The sequence below is a fragment of the Streptomyces sp. NPDC005775 genome, from assembly GCF_042871565.1.
Taxonomy (GTDB): domain Bacteria; phylum Actinomycetota; class Actinomycetes; order Streptomycetales; family Streptomycetaceae; genus Streptomyces.
Genome location: NZ_JBIAIU010000007.1, coordinates 266305 through 281064 on the forward strand (window position 1 = coordinate 266305; position 14760 = coordinate 281064).

The 14760-nt window shown below is 73.2% G+C and carries 15 protein-coding genes; 7 read left to right on the forward strand and 8 right to left on the reverse strand.

Annotated features, from left to right (window positions below; all coding sequences use genetic code 11):
• Positions 1-22: 22 nt before the first annotated feature.
• Both ACFYPA_RS18830 and ACFYPA_RS18835 read right to left on the reverse strand, forming a co-directional pair.
• On the reverse strand, positions 23-625 hold the full coding sequence (locus ACFYPA_RS18830; RefSeq protein WP_359352769.1) for a phosphatase PAP2 family protein: 603 nt from the start codon (positions 623-625) through the stop codon (positions 23-25).
• Entirely contained in the window at positions 625-1299 is a 675-nt protein-coding gene (locus ACFYPA_RS18835) for a DedA family protein (protein ID WP_389132955.1), read from the reverse strand. Before ACFYPA_RS18835 ends, ACFYPA_RS18830 begins: the two co-directional genes overlap by 1 nt.
• Before the next feature lie 309 nt (positions 1300-1608).
• Here ACFYPA_RS18835 and ACFYPA_RS18840 point away from each other — a divergent pair, with 309 nt between their 5' ends.
• From ACFYPA_RS18840 to abc-f, 3 genes are all read left to right on the forward strand, one after another.
• On the forward strand, positions 1609-1941 hold the full coding sequence (locus ACFYPA_RS18840; protein ID WP_359079829.1) for a BlaI/MecI/CopY family transcriptional regulator: 333 nt from the start codon (positions 1609-1611) through the stop codon (positions 1939-1941).
• A complete protein-coding gene (locus tag ACFYPA_RS18845; protein WP_389132958.1) occupies positions 1938-2873 on the forward strand; it encodes a M48 family metalloprotease in 936 nt (311 codons plus the stop codon). The genes ACFYPA_RS18840 and ACFYPA_RS18845 overlap by 4 nt, the downstream gene beginning before the upstream one ends.
• 246 nt (positions 2874-3119) lie before the next feature.
• Positions 3120-4763, forward strand: coding sequence for a ribosomal protection-like ABC-F family protein (gene abc-f, locus ACFYPA_RS18850; protein ID WP_389132961.1), 1644 nt, complete (start codon positions 3120-3122; stop codon positions 4761-4763).
• Positions 4764-4796: 33 nt separating this feature from the next.
• Here the strand turns inward: abc-f and ACFYPA_RS18855 are convergent, their stop codons facing one another.
• The 4 genes from ACFYPA_RS18855 to dhaK all read right to left on the reverse strand — a co-directional run bounded on the left by ACFYPA_RS18855 (position 4797) and on the right by dhaK (position 7426).
• Positions 4797-5294: an NUDIX domain-containing protein gene (locus ACFYPA_RS18855; RefSeq protein ID WP_359079391.1), complete on the reverse strand. Its 498-nt coding sequence runs from the start codon at positions 5292-5294 to the stop codon at positions 4797-4799.
• 62 nt (positions 5295-5356) lie between these two features.
• Positions 5357-5767 (reverse strand): PTS-dependent dihydroxyacetone kinase phosphotransferase subunit DhaM, encoded by a 411-nt coding sequence (locus tag ACFYPA_RS18860; RefSeq protein WP_389132964.1) that lies wholly within the window; start codon positions 5765-5767, stop codon positions 5357-5359.
• Positions 5764-6378, reverse strand: coding sequence for a dihydroxyacetone kinase subunit DhaL (gene dhaL / locus ACFYPA_RS18865; RefSeq protein ID WP_359352758.1), 615 nt, complete (start codon positions 6376-6378; stop codon positions 5764-5766). Before dhaL ends, ACFYPA_RS18860 begins: the two co-directional genes overlap by 4 nt.
• 55 nt (positions 6379-6433) lie before the next feature.
• Positions 6434-7426 carry a dihydroxyacetone kinase subunit DhaK gene (dhaK, locus tag ACFYPA_RS18870; protein ID WP_359079396.1) on the reverse strand — a complete coding sequence of 331 codons (993 nt, stop codon included), beginning with the start codon at positions 7424-7426 and terminating at the stop codon, positions 6434-6436.
• A 214-nt stretch (positions 7427-7640) separates the two neighbouring features.
• Between dhaK and ACFYPA_RS18875 the strand changes: the two genes are divergently transcribed.
• Complete coding sequence (locus ACFYPA_RS18875; RefSeq protein ID WP_359079831.1) at positions 7641-8900, forward strand: MFS transporter; 1260 nt, start codon at positions 7641-7643, stop codon at positions 8898-8900.
• 129 nt (positions 8901-9029) lie between these two features.
• Positions 9030-9575, forward strand: coding sequence for a DUF1697 domain-containing protein (locus ACFYPA_RS18880; RefSeq protein WP_359079398.1), 546 nt, complete (start codon positions 9030-9032; stop codon positions 9573-9575).
• Between the two features lie 81 nt (positions 9576-9656).
• Here ACFYPA_RS18880 and ACFYPA_RS18885 read toward each other — a convergent pair whose 3' ends face one another.
• Both ACFYPA_RS18885 and ACFYPA_RS18890 read right to left on the reverse strand, forming a co-directional pair.
• The gene (locus ACFYPA_RS18885; RefSeq protein ID WP_389132968.1) at positions 9657-11585 is read right to left on the reverse strand and encodes an ABC transporter permease; all 1929 of its coding nucleotides are present in this window, start codon (positions 11583-11585) and stop codon (positions 9657-9659) included.
• Positions 11586-11670: 85 nt separating this feature from the next.
• Positions 11671-12066, reverse strand: coding sequence for a helix-turn-helix transcriptional regulator (locus ACFYPA_RS18890; protein ID WP_359352754.1), 396 nt, complete (start codon positions 12064-12066; stop codon positions 11671-11673).
• A 142-nt stretch (positions 12067-12208) separates the two neighbouring features.
• On the opposite strand from ACFYPA_RS18890, the gene ACFYPA_RS18895 reads away from it, so the two are divergent.
• Both ACFYPA_RS18895 and ACFYPA_RS18900 read left to right on the forward strand, forming a co-directional pair.
• Complete coding sequence (locus ACFYPA_RS18895) at positions 12209-13714, forward strand: MFS transporter (RefSeq protein WP_389132972.1); 1506 nt, start codon at positions 12209-12211, stop codon at positions 13712-13714.
• Between the two features lie 8 nt (positions 13715-13722).
• On the forward strand, positions 13723-14754 hold the full coding sequence (locus ACFYPA_RS18900) for a glutathione S-transferase family protein (protein WP_389132975.1): 1032 nt from the start codon (positions 13723-13725) through the stop codon (positions 14752-14754).
• Positions 14755-14760 lie beyond the last annotated feature (6 nt).

Below are 14760 nucleotides of genomic sequence, written 5' to 3' on the forward strand. Positions count from 1 at the left end.
CGCGGGCGCGACCGGTCCCGCCTCATCCCGCCGCCACCAGCGGGCGCAGTCGGCTGTCACGCAACCGCACCACCGCGGGCGCGCAGCGACGCGCCGCCACCGTCAGCGGCCAGGCGACCAGGGCGCCGGACAGCAGCCCGATCAGCACATCGTGCGGGTAGTGCGCCCCGACCCAGACCCGGGAGGCGCCCATCAGCAGCGCGGCGGCGAGCGCCGCCGCCCCGAGCCGACGGTCGGTCAGCCAGATCGCCGTCGCCGCGGCCGCCGCGATGGCTGCGTGGTTGCTGGGGAAGGACCAGTCACCGAGCGCCGGACACGCCTCCACCGTCACGACGTGCAGCGTCCGGCAGGGCCGCTGTTCGTGAAAGACGGACTTGACCAGGTCGTTGACGAGATACGCGGCCACCACGACGAGCGGGGTGCACAGTGCCATGGCGGTGCGCGCGGGATCCGCCGGGCGGGAGCGCCACCAGGCCGCGAGCATCAGCAGGGCGAACAGGGCCGGCCCGTAGTCCGACCAGATGCGGACGGCCGAGTCCAGCGGGGCGGGGGAGCGATGGGCCAGCTCGGTGACCCAGGTGTAGAGACCGCCGTCGATCGAGGAGGCGGCGGAGGCGAGCGGCATCAAGGGGTATCTCCTTCGGCGGTGCGCCGGGCGCGGGAACGGGAGCGGATCACTTCGGCGGCGAGCGGAATGAGGGAGACGGCCACCACCACGGCGACGATCGGCAGCAGGTACCGGTCGACGTTGGGCACCGAGGACCCCAGGCCGTATCCGGCGAGGACCAGTCCGGCCGTCCAGACCACGCCGCCGACGGTCTGCCACACGGTGAACGACCGCGCCGGGACGCCGAGGGCCCCGGCCAGTGGGTTGAGCACGGTGCGCACCACAGGGACGAAGCGGGCCAGCACGATGGCGCGGCCATGGCCGTATCTGCCCAGCAGCGCCTCGGCGCGCGCGGCGCCCTCATGGAGCCGTTCGGCGCTGCTGCGGGCAAGCAGCGCCCGGCCGCCGCGCCGCCCGATCCAGTAGCCCGTCTGTGCGCCGAGCAGCGCACCGGCCACCGCGGCCGTCAGCACCTGCGGCAACGACAGTCCGACCGGCCCGTGCGCGCCGGGCACGCAGAGGACGCCGGCCGTGAACAGCAGGGAGTCGCCGGGAAGGAAGAAGCCGACGAGCAGCCCCGTCTCGGCGAAGAGCACGACGGCGATGCCGAGCGCGCCGAACGTGCCGAGCAGTGAACCGGCGTCCAGCAGGTTCACCGCCTGTGGCAGCGGCGCCGACGAAAGTACGGACACGGTGGCGGGTCTCCCATAATGGTGAGCGGGCGGCCCCGCGGGAGCGCCCGACTGACTACAGTGATGTAGACGGTCTACATCACTGTAGACGTCCCGACGGGGAGGAGAGTTCCCATGTCCCAGGTGAACGGGATATCGGGCGGAGAACCGGCCCACCGCCCCTCCGGCGAGCCCGCCCCCGCACCCACGCCGTCGGCTGCGCCGGGCCCGGACACCACGGCCCGATCCGCGTCAGGCCCGGACACCACGGCCGGATCCGTATCAGGCCCGGCCGACCGCGCGACCGCCGAGCGGCGCCCCTCCGGCGAACTGGAGTCCACGATCCTGGCGGCCCTCTGGTCGGCCGGAACGCCGCTCACCCCCGGCCAGGTGCAGAGCGCGATCGCGACGGCACTCGCCCGCACCACCGTGACCACGATCCTGTCGCGCCTCTACGAGAAGGGCTCGGTCACCCGCAGCAGGGCGGGGCGCGGCTTCGCCTACACGCCCACCGAGGACGCGGCCGGACTGACCGCCCGCCGGATGCACAGCGAACTGCGCAAGGAAGAGGACCGCAGCACGGTGCTGGCCCGGTTCGTCTCCCAGCTCACGGACGAGGACGAGAGGCTGCTCCGCGATCTCCTGGACGGTGACGCCCGGTGATCTACGCCGTGTGGATTCCGCTGCTGGTGCCCTTCGTCGTCGTTCCCGCCGCCCGCCGGCTGGCCGATGCCCTGGCCCCCGAACGGGCCGTGCGACTCCTTGCCGCGACCGGCGCGGGCCTCGCGCTGTGCACCGTGCTCGCGCTCACGCTGCTGGTGGCACCCGGTGCCGGCCGGCTGTCCGTCGTCGCCGCGGCAGGCGAGTTCGTCCATCCCCTCGCCGCCGCCGCGCCGGGCACAGCCGTCCCGCTCGCGGTCGCCGCCCTGACGCTGATCGCGGGCTGCGCCGCCGCGGTGACGCGCGCGGTGCGCGGCCACTGGGCCCAGCTCCACCGGGCCCGCGCGGACCGGAGCGAGGGGGAGGAGCTGGCGGTCCTGCGCGACAGCCGCCCGGACGCCTACGCGCTCCCCGGAAGACCCGGCAGCCCCGGCCGGATCGTCGTCACGACCGGCATGCTGCACGCCCTCGAACCCGCCGAGCGGGAGGCCCTCCTCGCCCACGAACGCGCCCACCTCACCGGCCACCACCACCTCTACCTCGCCGCTGCAGAACTGTCCGCGCGCTGCCACCCCGCCCTGCGCGCTCTGCGCGCCCCCATGGGATACGCGCTGGAACGCTGCGCCGACGAGGCCGCCGCGCACGCCGTGGGGGACCGTCGGATCGCGGCCCGTGCGATCGGGCGAGCCGCGCTTGCCGCCCGGACCGCCGGGCAGCCGGGAGCGCCCCGGCCGGCCGTGGCGCTCGCCGCAGCCGCGGGGCCCGTCCCGCGCCGCGTCGCCGCCCTGCTCGGCCCGGCCGCCGCCCGCCCGCGCCTCGGGAGGATCGCGGCCGCGACCCTGCTGGCCTGCCTGGCCGTGTCCGGCGCCGCGGCTCTCGACGCCACGTACGACCTGCACAGCAGCATCGAGGTCGCGCAGGGCGAGCACCCGTAGCACCCGGTCCGGCTCCGGGAAAACCCCGGCAGCTTCCGTGCCGCCCCCGCTAGACTCGCCTCATGGGTTCGTACGCGTACTACTTCTTCCGCTGACTCCGGGCAGGGACACCGCCGCCCCTCGCCGAGCCGTCGTCCACCGACGCTCAGGCAGCGCGGCGTGCCCTCCCCTCGGACCGTCCGGAAGCCCCGCCCGCCGCGCCCCGTCATGGGCCGCCGAGGCACGTATCCCCAGGGAAACGCCACCATGCCCCTCCCGCACGACCGCGCCCAACTGACCATGAAGGACGTCTCCAAGGCGTACGGAGACCGGGCCGTCCTCGACCAGGTGTCGCTCACCGTCCGCCCCGGTGACCACGTCGGCGTCATCGGTGAGAACGGATCAGGGAAATCCACCCTCCTGCGCCTGATCGCCGGCGCCGAGACGCCGGACAGCGGCGACATCACCGTCCGCTTCCACGGCGGCACCGGCTACCTCTCCCAGATGCTGGCCCTCGACCCCGGCGGCACCGTCCAGGACGCCGTCGACGCCGCGCTCGCCGAACTGCGCGCGCTGGAGCGGCGGATCCATGCCGCCGAGACGGCACTCGCCGCCCCCGGAGGCGCCGACGACGCACAACTGGCCCGATACGGGGAGCTGCTGACGGAGTACGAGGAACGCGGCGGCTACCGGGCCGATGCCCGGACCGATGCCGCACTGCACGGCCTCGGACTCGCCCACCTCACCCGGGACCGCACGCTCGGCAGCCTTTCCGGGGGTGAACAGTCCAGGCTCGCGCTCGCCTGCGTCCTGGCGTCCGCCCCCGAACTGCTGCTTCTCGACGAGCCGACCAACCACCTCGACCTGCGGGCCGTCACCTGGCTGGAGGACGAGCTGCGCGCCCACCGGGGCACCCTCGTCGTGATCACCCACGACCGCGCGTTCCTGGAGCGGACCACCACCGTCATCGTCGAGGTCGACCGCGACCTGCGCAGCGTCGTCCGCTACGGGGACGGCTGGGACGGCTACCGCACGGCGAAGGCGGCGGCACGCCGCCGCTGGGCGCAGGACCACCAGGAATGGCTGGACGAGCTGGCCCGTACCGAAGAGCTCGTGAACGGAGCGGGGCAGCGGCTCGCCGCCACCGGCAAGGACCCCGGGGAGGGCTGGGGCAAGCATCGGCGCTCGCACGAGGCGAAGCTGTCCGGTCAGGTCGGAGCGGCCAGGACGCGGCTGGACGGGCTGCGCAGGGCGCCCGTGCCGGCTCCGCCCGAGCCGCTGCGGTTCGCCGCCGGACTGGCCCTGGCCTCCGAGGGCGACCGGCCGCCGGGGCCCCTGGTGGAGCTCACATCCGTAGCGGTGGGCGACCGGCTGAACATGCCGGCGCTCCGGGTGGACAGCGGGCAGCGCCTGCTGGTCGGCGGCCCCAACGGGGCAGGGAAGTCGACTCTCCTGAGGGTCATGGCGGGCGACCTCACCCCCGACACGGGCATGGTGCGCCGACGGGCCCGGATCGGCTACCTCCCGCAGGAGCTCCCGGCCCGGCCGACCCGCCGCACCCTGCTGGCGACGTTCGCCGCAGGACGGCCCGGTCACGCGGAGGAGTACACCGACATGCTCCTCGCGCTCGGCCTCTTCCGCCCGGACGACCTGTACGTCCCGGTCGCCGCACTCTCCGCCGGGCAGCAGCGCAGGCTCGCGCTCGCCCGGCTGGTCACCCGGCCCGCCGATCTGCTGATCCTGGACGAGCCGACCAACCACATCGCCCCGGCCCTGGTGGAGGAAGTGGAGGCGGCGCTGGCGGCGTACGAGGGAGCGGTCGTGGTGGTCTCGCACGACCGCAGTTTCCGCCGCCGCTTCACCGGCGACCGGCTGGAGCTCCACGCGGGCCGCCCCGTCGCACGCGTCTGACCACCGGCGACGCACGGCGAAGGGGCCGCGGGATCAGGCCCCGTCGTCGTGCGCGGCGGGGTCCTGCCCGCCCGTCAGACGGTCGCGCAGCCGGTCCACGAAGACCCGCTGCCCCTTGACGAGCCGCTCGGCCGCGACCTCGGGCGCGCACCAGGCGAACCGGTCGACCTCCGGGAACTCGCGCTGGGCCCCCGACCCCCGGGGCCACTCCATCGTGAACGTCCCCGGTTGCGCCGCCGCCGGATCGAGATCGGCCTCCACGGCCCACACCGTCACGGTCTTGCCGCCGGCCTGTCGCGACTCGCCCAGAGCCACCCACGCGCCGTCCGGCACCGGGTGGCCGAACTCCTCCTCGAACTCCCGCCGGGCCGCCGCCTGCGCTTCCTCTCCCGGCCCGTACTCGCCCTTGGGCACCGACCACGCCGCACTCTCCCGGCGCGCCCAGAACGGACCGCCCATGTGCCCGAGGAGCACCTCGAAGCCGACGCCGCGACGGCGGAACAGGAGAAGACCTGCGCTGTGGGGTGCCATGGCGTCAAGTGTGGGCGCCGCGCCCGCCAAAGGCCCGGACGACAGGCCGTCCCGGATACGGCCTAACCCTTGCGGTAGTCGTACGCCTCCGAGGCGGCGGCCGCGACCGCGTCGAGGCCGCCGCCGGCCGACGCCGTGACCAGCGCGGCCACCGCGCCCTCCACGAAGGGCGCGTCCACCAGGCGTGTCCCGTCCGGTAGCTCGTCGCCCTCGGCCAGCATCGCCTTCACCGTCAGCACGGCGCTGCCCAGGTCGACGAGGACCGCGACCCCCGCGCCCCCGTCGACGGACCGGGCCGCCTCCGCGATGCGCTCCGTACTGGTCCCGAGACCGCCGGCCGGCGTACCGCCGGCCGCGGCCACCGGAGCCGTCGCACCGCCGGCCGCGAGCCCCCGCGCCAGGTCGGCGACCGCCTCGGCCACCGGACCGCTGTGCGACACCAGCACGATCCCGACCTGCCCGTCCCCGCTCACGCGCCGCCTCCCGACGCGGTGGCGGTCTCCGCGAGCGCGGCGATCAGCAGCGCGGCCGACGTGGCACCCGGATCCTGATGACCGATACTCCGCTCACCCAGATAGCTCGCCCTGCCCTTGCGCGCCTGCAGGGGGACGGTCGCCAGCGCCCCCGCCCGGGCCGCTTCCGCTCCCGCCTCGAACGACGTCCCGAGTGCCTCGACCGCCGGCAGCAGCGCATCGAGCATCGTCTTGTCTCCGGCCTGTGCCCCGCCCAGCTGGGCGACCGCCGCCACCCCCTCACCGAGAGCCTGCGCCAACTGCTCGTCGGTGACGGCGGGCGCGTCACCCAGCGCCTTGCCCGTGCGGCGCAGCAGCGTCCCGTACAGCGGCCCCGACGCCCCGCCGACGGTCGAGATCAACTGCCGCCCGGCCAGCATCAGTACGGCGCCCGGGCTCTGCGGCGGCTCCTTCTCCAGCGCGGCCGAGACCGCGGCGAACCCGCGCTGCAGATTGCTTCCGTGGTCGGCGTCCCCGATCGCGGAGTCGAGGTCGGTCAGATGGGCCGCTTCACGGTCGACCGAGGCAGTGGTCGTGGACATCCAGCGGCGGAAGAAATCGGCGTCGAGCACATGCGCTCCTCGGTGCGTCGAATGAAGGTTGCGTCCCCGCGAGGGGCCGGACGGGTCAGCGGCCCCAGCGCAGTGCGGGTGTCTGCACCGGCGCGTCCCAGAGCCGTACCAGCTCCTCGTCCACCTGGCAGAGCGTCAGCGAGCAGCCCGCCATGTCGAGCGAGGTCACATAGTTCCCCACGAGCGTACGGGCCACCACCACGCCGCGCTCGGAGAGGGCCCGCTGCACCTCGGCGTTGAATCCGTACAGCTCCAGCAAGGGTGTCGCACCCATCCCGTTGACGAGGGCGATGACCGGCCCCTTCGGCCGAAGATCCTCCAGCACCGCGGCCACCGTGAAGTCCGCGATCTCCCGCGAGGTCATCATCGGGCGCCGCTCCCGTCCCGGTTCGCCGTGGATCCCCACGCCGAGTTCGAGTTCGCCGGGGGGCAGATCGAACGTGGGGGAGCCCTTGGCGGGCGTGGTGACCGATGTCAGCGCCACCCCGAAACTCCGCGACGCCTCGTTGACCTGCCGCGCGAGGGCCGCCACCCGGTCCAGCGGCGCGCCCTCCTCCGCCGCGGCCCCCGCGATCTTCTCGACGAACAGGGTCGCCCCCGTGCCCCGCCGCCCTGCCGTGTAGAGGCTGTCGGTCACCGCCACGTCGTCGTTGACGAGCACTTGGGCGACCTGCACGCCCTCCTCGTCGGCGAGTTCGGCGGCCATCTCGAAGTTGAGCACGTCACCGGTGTAGTTCTTGACGATGAACAGCACGCCCGCACCGCTGTCGACGGCCGCTGCCGCCCGCACCATCTGATCCGGTACGGGTGAGGTGAACACCTCGCCGGGGCACGCGGCCGACAGCATGCCGGGGCCCACGAACCCGGCATGGAGCGGTTCGTGTCCGGAGCCGCCGCCGGAGACCAGGGCGACCTTTCCGGCCACGGGCGCGTCGCGTCGTACGACGACACGGTTCTCGACGTCCACGGTCAGTTCGGGATGGGCCGCGGCCATACCGCGCAGCCCGTCGGCGACCACGGTTTCGGGGACGTTGATGAGCATGCGCAACGGAATCTCCCAGGAAGGCTGTCGACGGTGGACCACCACCGTAGGACGCCGGAGGCCCCGAGCGAAGAACCGCACGTGTTCTCTCGTGTGCCGCACCCCGGGTGCGGCCGGAAAAGGACAGGACTCCCGGCGTCCTGACGCATACCGTCGGGGCCGGGCCGGGCCGGATCGAGGAGGGTATGTGGTGGGTGCGGGTGAACCGTCCGGGAAGGACATGACGACGGCCGGGGGAGGGGTTGCCTCCCCCTCCCTGCGGAGGAACCCCGCATACCGCGTGTTCCTGGTGATCCAGGCCCTGTCCGCCCTCGGGGACTCCTTCTCGTACGTGGCGATCCCGCTCCTCGTGTTGCACAGCACGGGGTCGGTGGTCCAGATGGGGGTCGTCACCGGCCTCACGGGAGTCGCCTCCATCGTCACGGGGGTGTTCGCCGGTGTGATCGCGGACCGGTTCGACCGCAGGCGGCTGTTGATGATCAGCGACGCTGCGCGCTGTCTGCTCTACGCGATCGTCCCGTTGGTCTGGCTGTTCACGACGCCGATCTGGCTCGTGTACACCATCGTGCCGGTCGTGGGCGTCTTCTCCATGCTCTTCCAGGTCACCTATGTGACCGTGGTACCGGCGATCGTGGCGCCGGACCAGATCGCGAGGGCCAACGGGCATCTCTTCGCCACCTTCGCCGTGGCCGGAGTCGCCGGCCCGGCCCTCGCGGGCTTCGTGGCCGCGGCGGCCGGTCCGGCCGCCGCCATCGGGATCGATTCCGTGACCTTCGCGGTCTCCGCCGTCGGTCTGCTGTTCGTCAGGATCCGTACGACTCCGCGCGTCGACGCGGACAGGACCGGACGCGGCGCGGTGCGGCGGGAGTTCCTCGCGGGCGCGAGGTTCCTGTGGGAGCATCCGGTCCTCCGCCCGCTGACCGTACTGCTGTCGTTGCTGACCTTCCTCACGTACGGGATGACGGATCTCGTCATCTATCTGCTGAAGCACGATCTCGGCCACCGCGACAGCACGGTCGGCTATGTGCTGGCGGCCGGCACGGTCGGCACGTTCATCGCCTCCGCCGTGGTCGCCCGGGTCCGTGCCCGGCTGGGGTTCGGGGCCAGCTGGATCGCGGCCTTCGTGCTCGCCGGGGTGGCCGTCGCCTGCATGGGACTGTCGCGGAGCGTGCCGGTGATCGCCGTACTGATGACGGTCAACGTCCTGTGCACCGGTGTCGCGGGCATCTCGTCCATGTCGCTCCGTCAGGAGGTGACGCCGAGCCGGCTGCTGGGGAGGGTGACCTCCACGTTCTGGACCATCCACTCGGCCCTCGGCCCGTTGGGCGCGGCCGCCGCCACCGCGGCCGCGGCCGGTTTCGGAGTCACCCCCGTCTTCGTCGTCGTGGGTGTCGCCGTGCTGTGCATCGCGCTGACGGGCACGGTGACCGGCATCGCGGGGTCCTCGCCAGGGCGGCGGCCGTTGGGGGACGCGGCGTGACCCGGCGGCGAAGCGGCCGGAACGCGCGGACCTGCCGGCCCCCCTGCGCCCGGCGCGCGGGCTACGCTGTCGGGCGCCGACCGCGGCGCCCCTCCTCCTGCGGATCCTCATGCGGACAGGTGATCTGATTTGCTGTACATCGCGTTCCTGCGCGGAATGAACGTGCCGGGCCGATCCGTGAAGATGGAGTACCTGCGCAGTCTGTTCACGGACATGGGGTTCGACTCCGTACGCAGCTACATCCAGAGCGGAAACGTCTTCTTCGAGTCCGACGAGAAGGACCGGGCCGTGCTCGGCGCCCGGATCGGCGACCATCTTGCCGGGGCGCTCGGCTACGAGGTCGCGGTCTGTCTGCGTACGGTGCCGGAACTGGAGGCGCTGATCGCGCTCGACCCGTTCAAGGACGTCACGGTCACCGACGACCTGCGCTGCTGCGTGGTGTTCACGACCGAGCGGATCGACCCGGAACTCGAGCTGCCCGTCCTCTCTCCGAAGAAGGACATGGAGATCATCGGCAGCACCGGTCACGACGCCTTCGTCGTCTGGCACCTCATCAACGGCAGGGCGCCCGCCGCGAAGGGCTTCCAGGAGCGCGTCCTGGGCCACGACGCGACGACGCGCTTCTTCCACACCGTCGTGAAGATCCTCGACGCGGCCAAGAAGGGCGCCGCCTGACGGATCAACGGCGGCAGGGGCAGGCCTCCGCGTGGCTCCATCAGCCGCCGGCGGTGTCCGTCCCCGCGCCACGTCCGCGTCTCACATCGGGACGACGGTCGTCTCCGTGGCCTTGACGCCGGTCCACACCGGCACCCCGTCGGCGAGCCCGAGTTCGGCGGCTGCCTGGGGGGTGATCTCGGCAACGAGGTCGGGGGCCTGGTCCGAGGCGACCAGGACCCGCAGCCGGCTGCCGCTGGACGTGATCTCGCGGACCGTTCCGGGCCAGACGTTACGGGGGCTGCCGCCGGGCTTCTCGCGGTGGACGGAGACCGCTTCCGGTGCGATCACCACGAGCGCCGGGGTCCCGGGGGGCAGGGGCTCCGCCACGACGATGCGCCCGCCGCCCGCCAGGTCGAGCCCGTCCGCGGTGGCCGTGCCCGGCCAGGCGTTGCGGCCCAGCATCCGGGCGACCCAGGGGGAGCGGGGGTGGCGGGTCACCTCGGCCGGTGGAGCGTCCTGCAGGGCGCGGCCGTCGTCGAGCACGAGGACGCGGTCCGCGAGGGAGACCGCCTCCACGGGGTCGTGGGTGACGATCAGGCAGACGCCGCCGAACCCGTCGAGGTGGGTGCGCAGGGTGTGCCGCACCCGGGCCCGGGTGGTCTGGTCGAGTGCGGCGAGCGGTTCGTCCAGGAGCAGCAGGCGGGGGCGGGCGGCGAGGGCCCGGGCCAGGGCGACCCGCTGTGCCTGTCCGCCGGAGATCTGGGACGGGCGGCGGGCGGCGAGGTGGCCGACCCCCAGGCGGTCGAGCCACTGCTGGGCGCTGCTCCGGGCCTCGCGGCGTGACACCCCGCGGGCGCGGAGCCCGTAGGCCGTGTTGCCGAGGGCCGTCAGGTGCGGGAAGAGCGCCCCGTCCTGCGGCACCCAGGCCACCCCGCGGCGGTGCGGGGGGAGCTCGCTGACGTCGATGTCCCCGAGCCGCAGCCGGGCGCGGGAGCGCGGAGTGAGGCCGAGCAGCGCCCGCAGCAGTGTGGTCTTGCCCGCGCCGTTGGGCCCGACGACGGCGATGGTGGTGCCGGGGCCGGCGCTGAGCGTCAGGTCGTTGAACCCGGTGACTTCGGCGTGCAGCGGCCACTCCTGCCCTGCCGCTGCTCCGTCGGGGACCGTCGCCACGGTGACCGGTGCCGGTTCCTCGGCGACCGGGCCGGCGGGGCGGGTGCGGCGGGCCGGTGTCCCCGTCCAGCGGCCGCGCAGGGCGATCAGCACCACCATGGCGATGGCCAGGAGCAGCAGCGAGACGGACGTGGCGGCCTCGGGGGACTCCTGCAGGAGCAGATACACCTGGAGCGGCAGTGTCTGGGTGGTCCCCGGCAGGTTGCCCGCGAAGGTGATGGTCGCACCGAATTCGCCGAGCGCCCGGGCCCACGTCAGCGCGGCTCCGGCGGCCAGCCCGGGCGCGACCATGGGCAGGGTGACCGTGAGGAACACCCGCAGCGGAGAGGCCCCGAGCGAGGCGGCCGTCTCCTCGTACCGTGAGTGCAGCCCGCCGAGTGCCCCTTCGAGGCTGATGATCAGGAACGGCATCGCCACGAACGTCGCCGCCAGGACCGTACCGGAGGTGTGGAAAGGGAAGGTGATGCCGAACGTGTCCTCCAGCCACGGACCGAGCAGACCGCGGCGGCCGAAGGCCAGCAGGAGGGCGACACCACCCACGGTCGGTGGCAGCACCATCGGCAGGAGCACGAGTGAGCGGACGAAGGCCTTGCCGGGGAAGTCGGTCCTGGCCAGCAGCCAGGCCAGGGGAACCCCGAGGACGAGGGCGAGGCCGAGCGACCAGAACGAGACGAGGAGGGAGAGCCGCAGTGCCTCGGTCGTGCCCGGGCTGCTGAGATGGGCCCCCACATCGCCCCAGGAGGTCCGGGCGAGGATCCCGGCCAGCGGCATCATCAGGAACGCGATGGCGAGCAGCGCGGGGATCGCCAGGGCGATGGGTGTGCGGGTGCCCGCTGGGCGGCCGCGGAGACGTTTCATCGGGGATCCCGGGGGCTTCGGCGGACAGGCCGCCGCCATGGCGCGCGCACGGCGGCCGGCAGCGGGCCGGGCGGGCGGTCGGCGGTCAGGTGCGGTCGATGTGCACGCTGGTCGACTTCACACGGGCGGTCGCCGTCATGCCGACCTCCAGCCCGAGTTCCTCGACGGCCTCCCGGGTGAGCAGCGATACGAGCCGGTGCGGACCGGCCTGGATCTCCACCTGCGCCGCCACGTCCCCGAGCTTGACCGCGGTGACGATGCCCGGGAAGGCGTTGCGCGCGGAGGTGTAGGAGACCTCCTCCTCGCCGGTACCGTTCTGTGCGACCTCGACGGAGAACGCGGCCAGGTCGCGGCCGTCGATGAGACGGCGGCCGCCGTCCTCGCGATGGGTGGCGACGCGGCCGGCATCCGCCCAGCGCCGCGCGGTGTCCGGGCTGACGCCCAGCAGACGGGCGGCCTGCCCGATGGTGTAGGACTGCATATGCCGCACTCTAGGGTCAATAAGCTTGCAGATGCAAGCATTTGGGCGGAAGTCCTGGTGGGTGCGCCGCCGGGAACGGGCCGGTGGGCCGGGTGGCCCTGCCGGGATGAGGAATCGGGGCGCGCCCCCTAGGGTGCGAGCCATGGGAGAGAGTGCGAGGAACCGGGGTTCTGCGGGGCGGGATACGGGCTCCGCCGCCGGACCGGACACCCCCGACCCCCGGCGGTGGAAGGCGCTCGCGGTCTGCCTGGTCGCGGGTTTCATGACCCTCCTGGACGTGTCCATCGTCAACGTGGCCCTGCCGTCCATCAAGGAAGGGCTGCACACTCCGGAGTCCGATCTGCAGTGGGTGCTCTCCGGCTACTCGCTCGCCTTCGGGCTCTTCCTGATTCCCGCCGGGCGCCTCGGGGACGCCCGTGGGCGCCGCCAGGTCTTCATGACCGGTCTGGTGCTCTTCACTCTGTCGTCCGCGGCCTGCGGTGCCGCCCAGTCCAGCACCTGGCTGGTGATCGCCCGGCTGGTCCAGGGTCTGGCCGGCGGCCTGGTCTCGCCGCAGATCTCCGCCCTCATCCAGCAGATGTTCTCGGGGCGGGAGCGGGGCCGGGCGTTCGGGATGTTCGGCACGGTGGTCGGCATCTCCACCGCCGTCGGACCGCTGTTGGGCGGACTGCTCATCCAGGCGGCCGGAGCCGAGGAGGGCTGGCGCTGGGTTTTCTACGTCAATCTCCCCCTCGGGTTCGTCTGCCTCCTGCTCGCGCGGCGGCTGCTGCCGGACACCCCCTCCGCGGGCCCGGTGCGGCTGCGGGACCTCGACCCGCTGGGGATCCTGCTGCTGGGCGCGGGCGTGCTGGCGCTGCTGCTGCCGTTCGTCCAGGCCCATCAGTGGCCGCGCAACGGGAAGTGGCTGCTCCTGCTCCTCGCCGCGGCCCTGCTTGCCGCGTTCGTCGGATGGGAGTCCCGGTGCGGGCGCCGCGGTACCCAGCCGGTCGTCGACCTCAGACTCTTCCGGGTCCGTTCCTACTGGCTGGGCTGTCTGCTCATCCTGCTGTACTTCGCCGGATTCACCTCGATCTTCTTCATCACCACGCTCTACCTGCAGAGCGGGCTGCACTACACCGCCCTGCAGGCGGGTCTGGCGATCACCCCGTTCGCCCTCGGATCCGCCGTCGCGGCGGGCCCCGGCGGCAGGATGGTCGGCCGGTACGGACGCCCCCTCGTCGTCATCGGCATGGCCACTGTCGCGGTCGGGCTGGCAGCCACGGCGCTCGCCGTCCACCTGGTGCCCGGCAGGGGAGCGGGATGGGCGATGGCCGCCCCGCTGCTGCTGGCCGGACTGGGGAGCGGCCTGGTGATCGCACCCAATCAGACCCTGACCCTCTCGCAGGTGCCGGTGGCCACCGCGGGAAGCGCCGGAGGCACCCTGCAGACCGGCCAGCGGGTCGGTTCCGCGATCGGGATCGCGGCCGTGGGCTCGGTGTTCTTCGCGCAGGTCGGCTCCGCGGCCTGGTCCACCGCCTACGACCACGGGCTCATCGTCTCCGTCGCCTTCGTGCTCGCCGGACTCCTCGTGGCGCTGGCCGACGTGCGCGCGTCCCGGCGGGGCAGAAGCCGTACACAGCAGTCCGCACCCTCACCGGCGGACCCCTAAGGAGGCCCATGAACGACCCCGACGGCACCGCGCAGGACGGCAACAACGCGTACGGGCACAAACCCTTCAAGCGCTCCCGCAGCCATTTCGCCGACCGCATCACGGCCGACGGGCGCGACGGCTGGCCCGTCGAAGCGGGCCGCTACCGCCTCGTCGTCAGCCGCGCCTGCCCCTGGGCGAGCCGCGCCCTGGTCTCCCGAAGGCTGCTGGGCCTGGAGAGCGCCCTCTCGCTCGCCGTCGCCGACCCCCTGCAGGACGACCGCAGCTGGCGCTTCACCCTGGACCCGGACGGCCGGGATCCGGTGCTCGGCATCCGCTACCTGAGCGAGGCGTACGACGCCAGGGAGCGCGGCTACCCCGGCGGCGTCAGCGTCCCCGCCGTCGTCGACGTGCCCAGCGGCAGGCTCGTCACCAACGACTACCAGCAGATCACCCTGGACCTCGCCACAGAATGGACCGCGCTGCACCGCGCCGGGGCACCCGACCTCTACCCGCAGCCGCTGCGCGAGGAGATCGACGAGGTGATGGAGGGGATCTACCGCGACGTCAACAACGGGGTGTACCGGGCCGGGTTCGCCGATGGCCAGGGCACGTACGAGAGCGCCTACGAGACACTCTTCCGCCGCCTGGACCAGGTGTCCGACCGGCTGAGGGACCGGCGTTACCTCGTCGGCGACACGATCACCGAGGCCGACATCCGCCTCTTCACCACACTGGTGCGCTTCGACGCCGTCTACCACGGCCACTTCAAGTGCAACCGGTCGAAGCTGACGGAGGACCCGGTCCTGTGGGCCTACCTCAGGGACCTCTACCAGACCCCGGGGTTCGGGGACACCGTCGACTTCCACCACATCAAGCAGCACTACTACCGCGTCCACACCGGCATCAACCCCACCGGCATCGTGCCCGTCGGGCCCGACCTCTCCGGGTTCCTGACGCCGCACCACCGCGAGGAGCTCGGTGGCCGGCCGTTCGGCGACGGCACCCCGCCCGGTCCCGTGCCGGCGGGCGAACAGGTCCCCCCGCGACACCGGCCCTGAGCCCGC

Excerpts from the sequence above, each read along its gene's own strand:
- ACFYPA_RS18830 (WP_359352769.1), bottom strand. The coding sequence starts at position 625 with ATGCCGCTCGCCTCCGCCGCCTCCTCGATCGACGGCGGTCTCTACACC.
- abc-f (WP_389132961.1), top strand. The coding sequence starts at position 3,120 with ATGCCCCTCCCGCACGACCGCGCCCAACTGACCATGAAGGACGTCTCC.
- ACFYPA_RS18855 (WP_359079391.1), bottom strand. The coding sequence starts at position 5,294 with ATGGCACCCCACAGCGCAGGTCTTCTCCTGTTCCGCCGTCGCGGCGTC.
- ACFYPA_RS18875 (WP_359079831.1), top strand. The coding sequence starts at position 7,641 with ATGACGACGGCCGGGGGAGGGGTTGCCTCCCCCTCCCTGCGGAGGAAC.
- ACFYPA_RS18885 (WP_389132968.1), bottom strand. The coding sequence starts at position 11,585 with ATGAAACGTCTCCGCGGCCGCCCAGCGGGCACCCGCACACCCATCGCC.
- ACFYPA_RS18890 (WP_359352754.1), bottom strand. The coding sequence starts at position 12,066 with ATGCAGTCCTACACCATCGGGCAGGCCGCCCGTCTGCTGGGCGTCAGC.
- ACFYPA_RS18895 (WP_389132972.1), top strand. The coding sequence starts at position 12,209 with ATGGGAGAGAGTGCGAGGAACCGGGGTTCTGCGGGGCGGGATACGGGC.
- ACFYPA_RS18900 (WP_389132975.1), top strand. The coding sequence starts at position 13,723 with ATGAACGACCCCGACGGCACCGCGCAGGACGGCAACAACGCGTACGGG.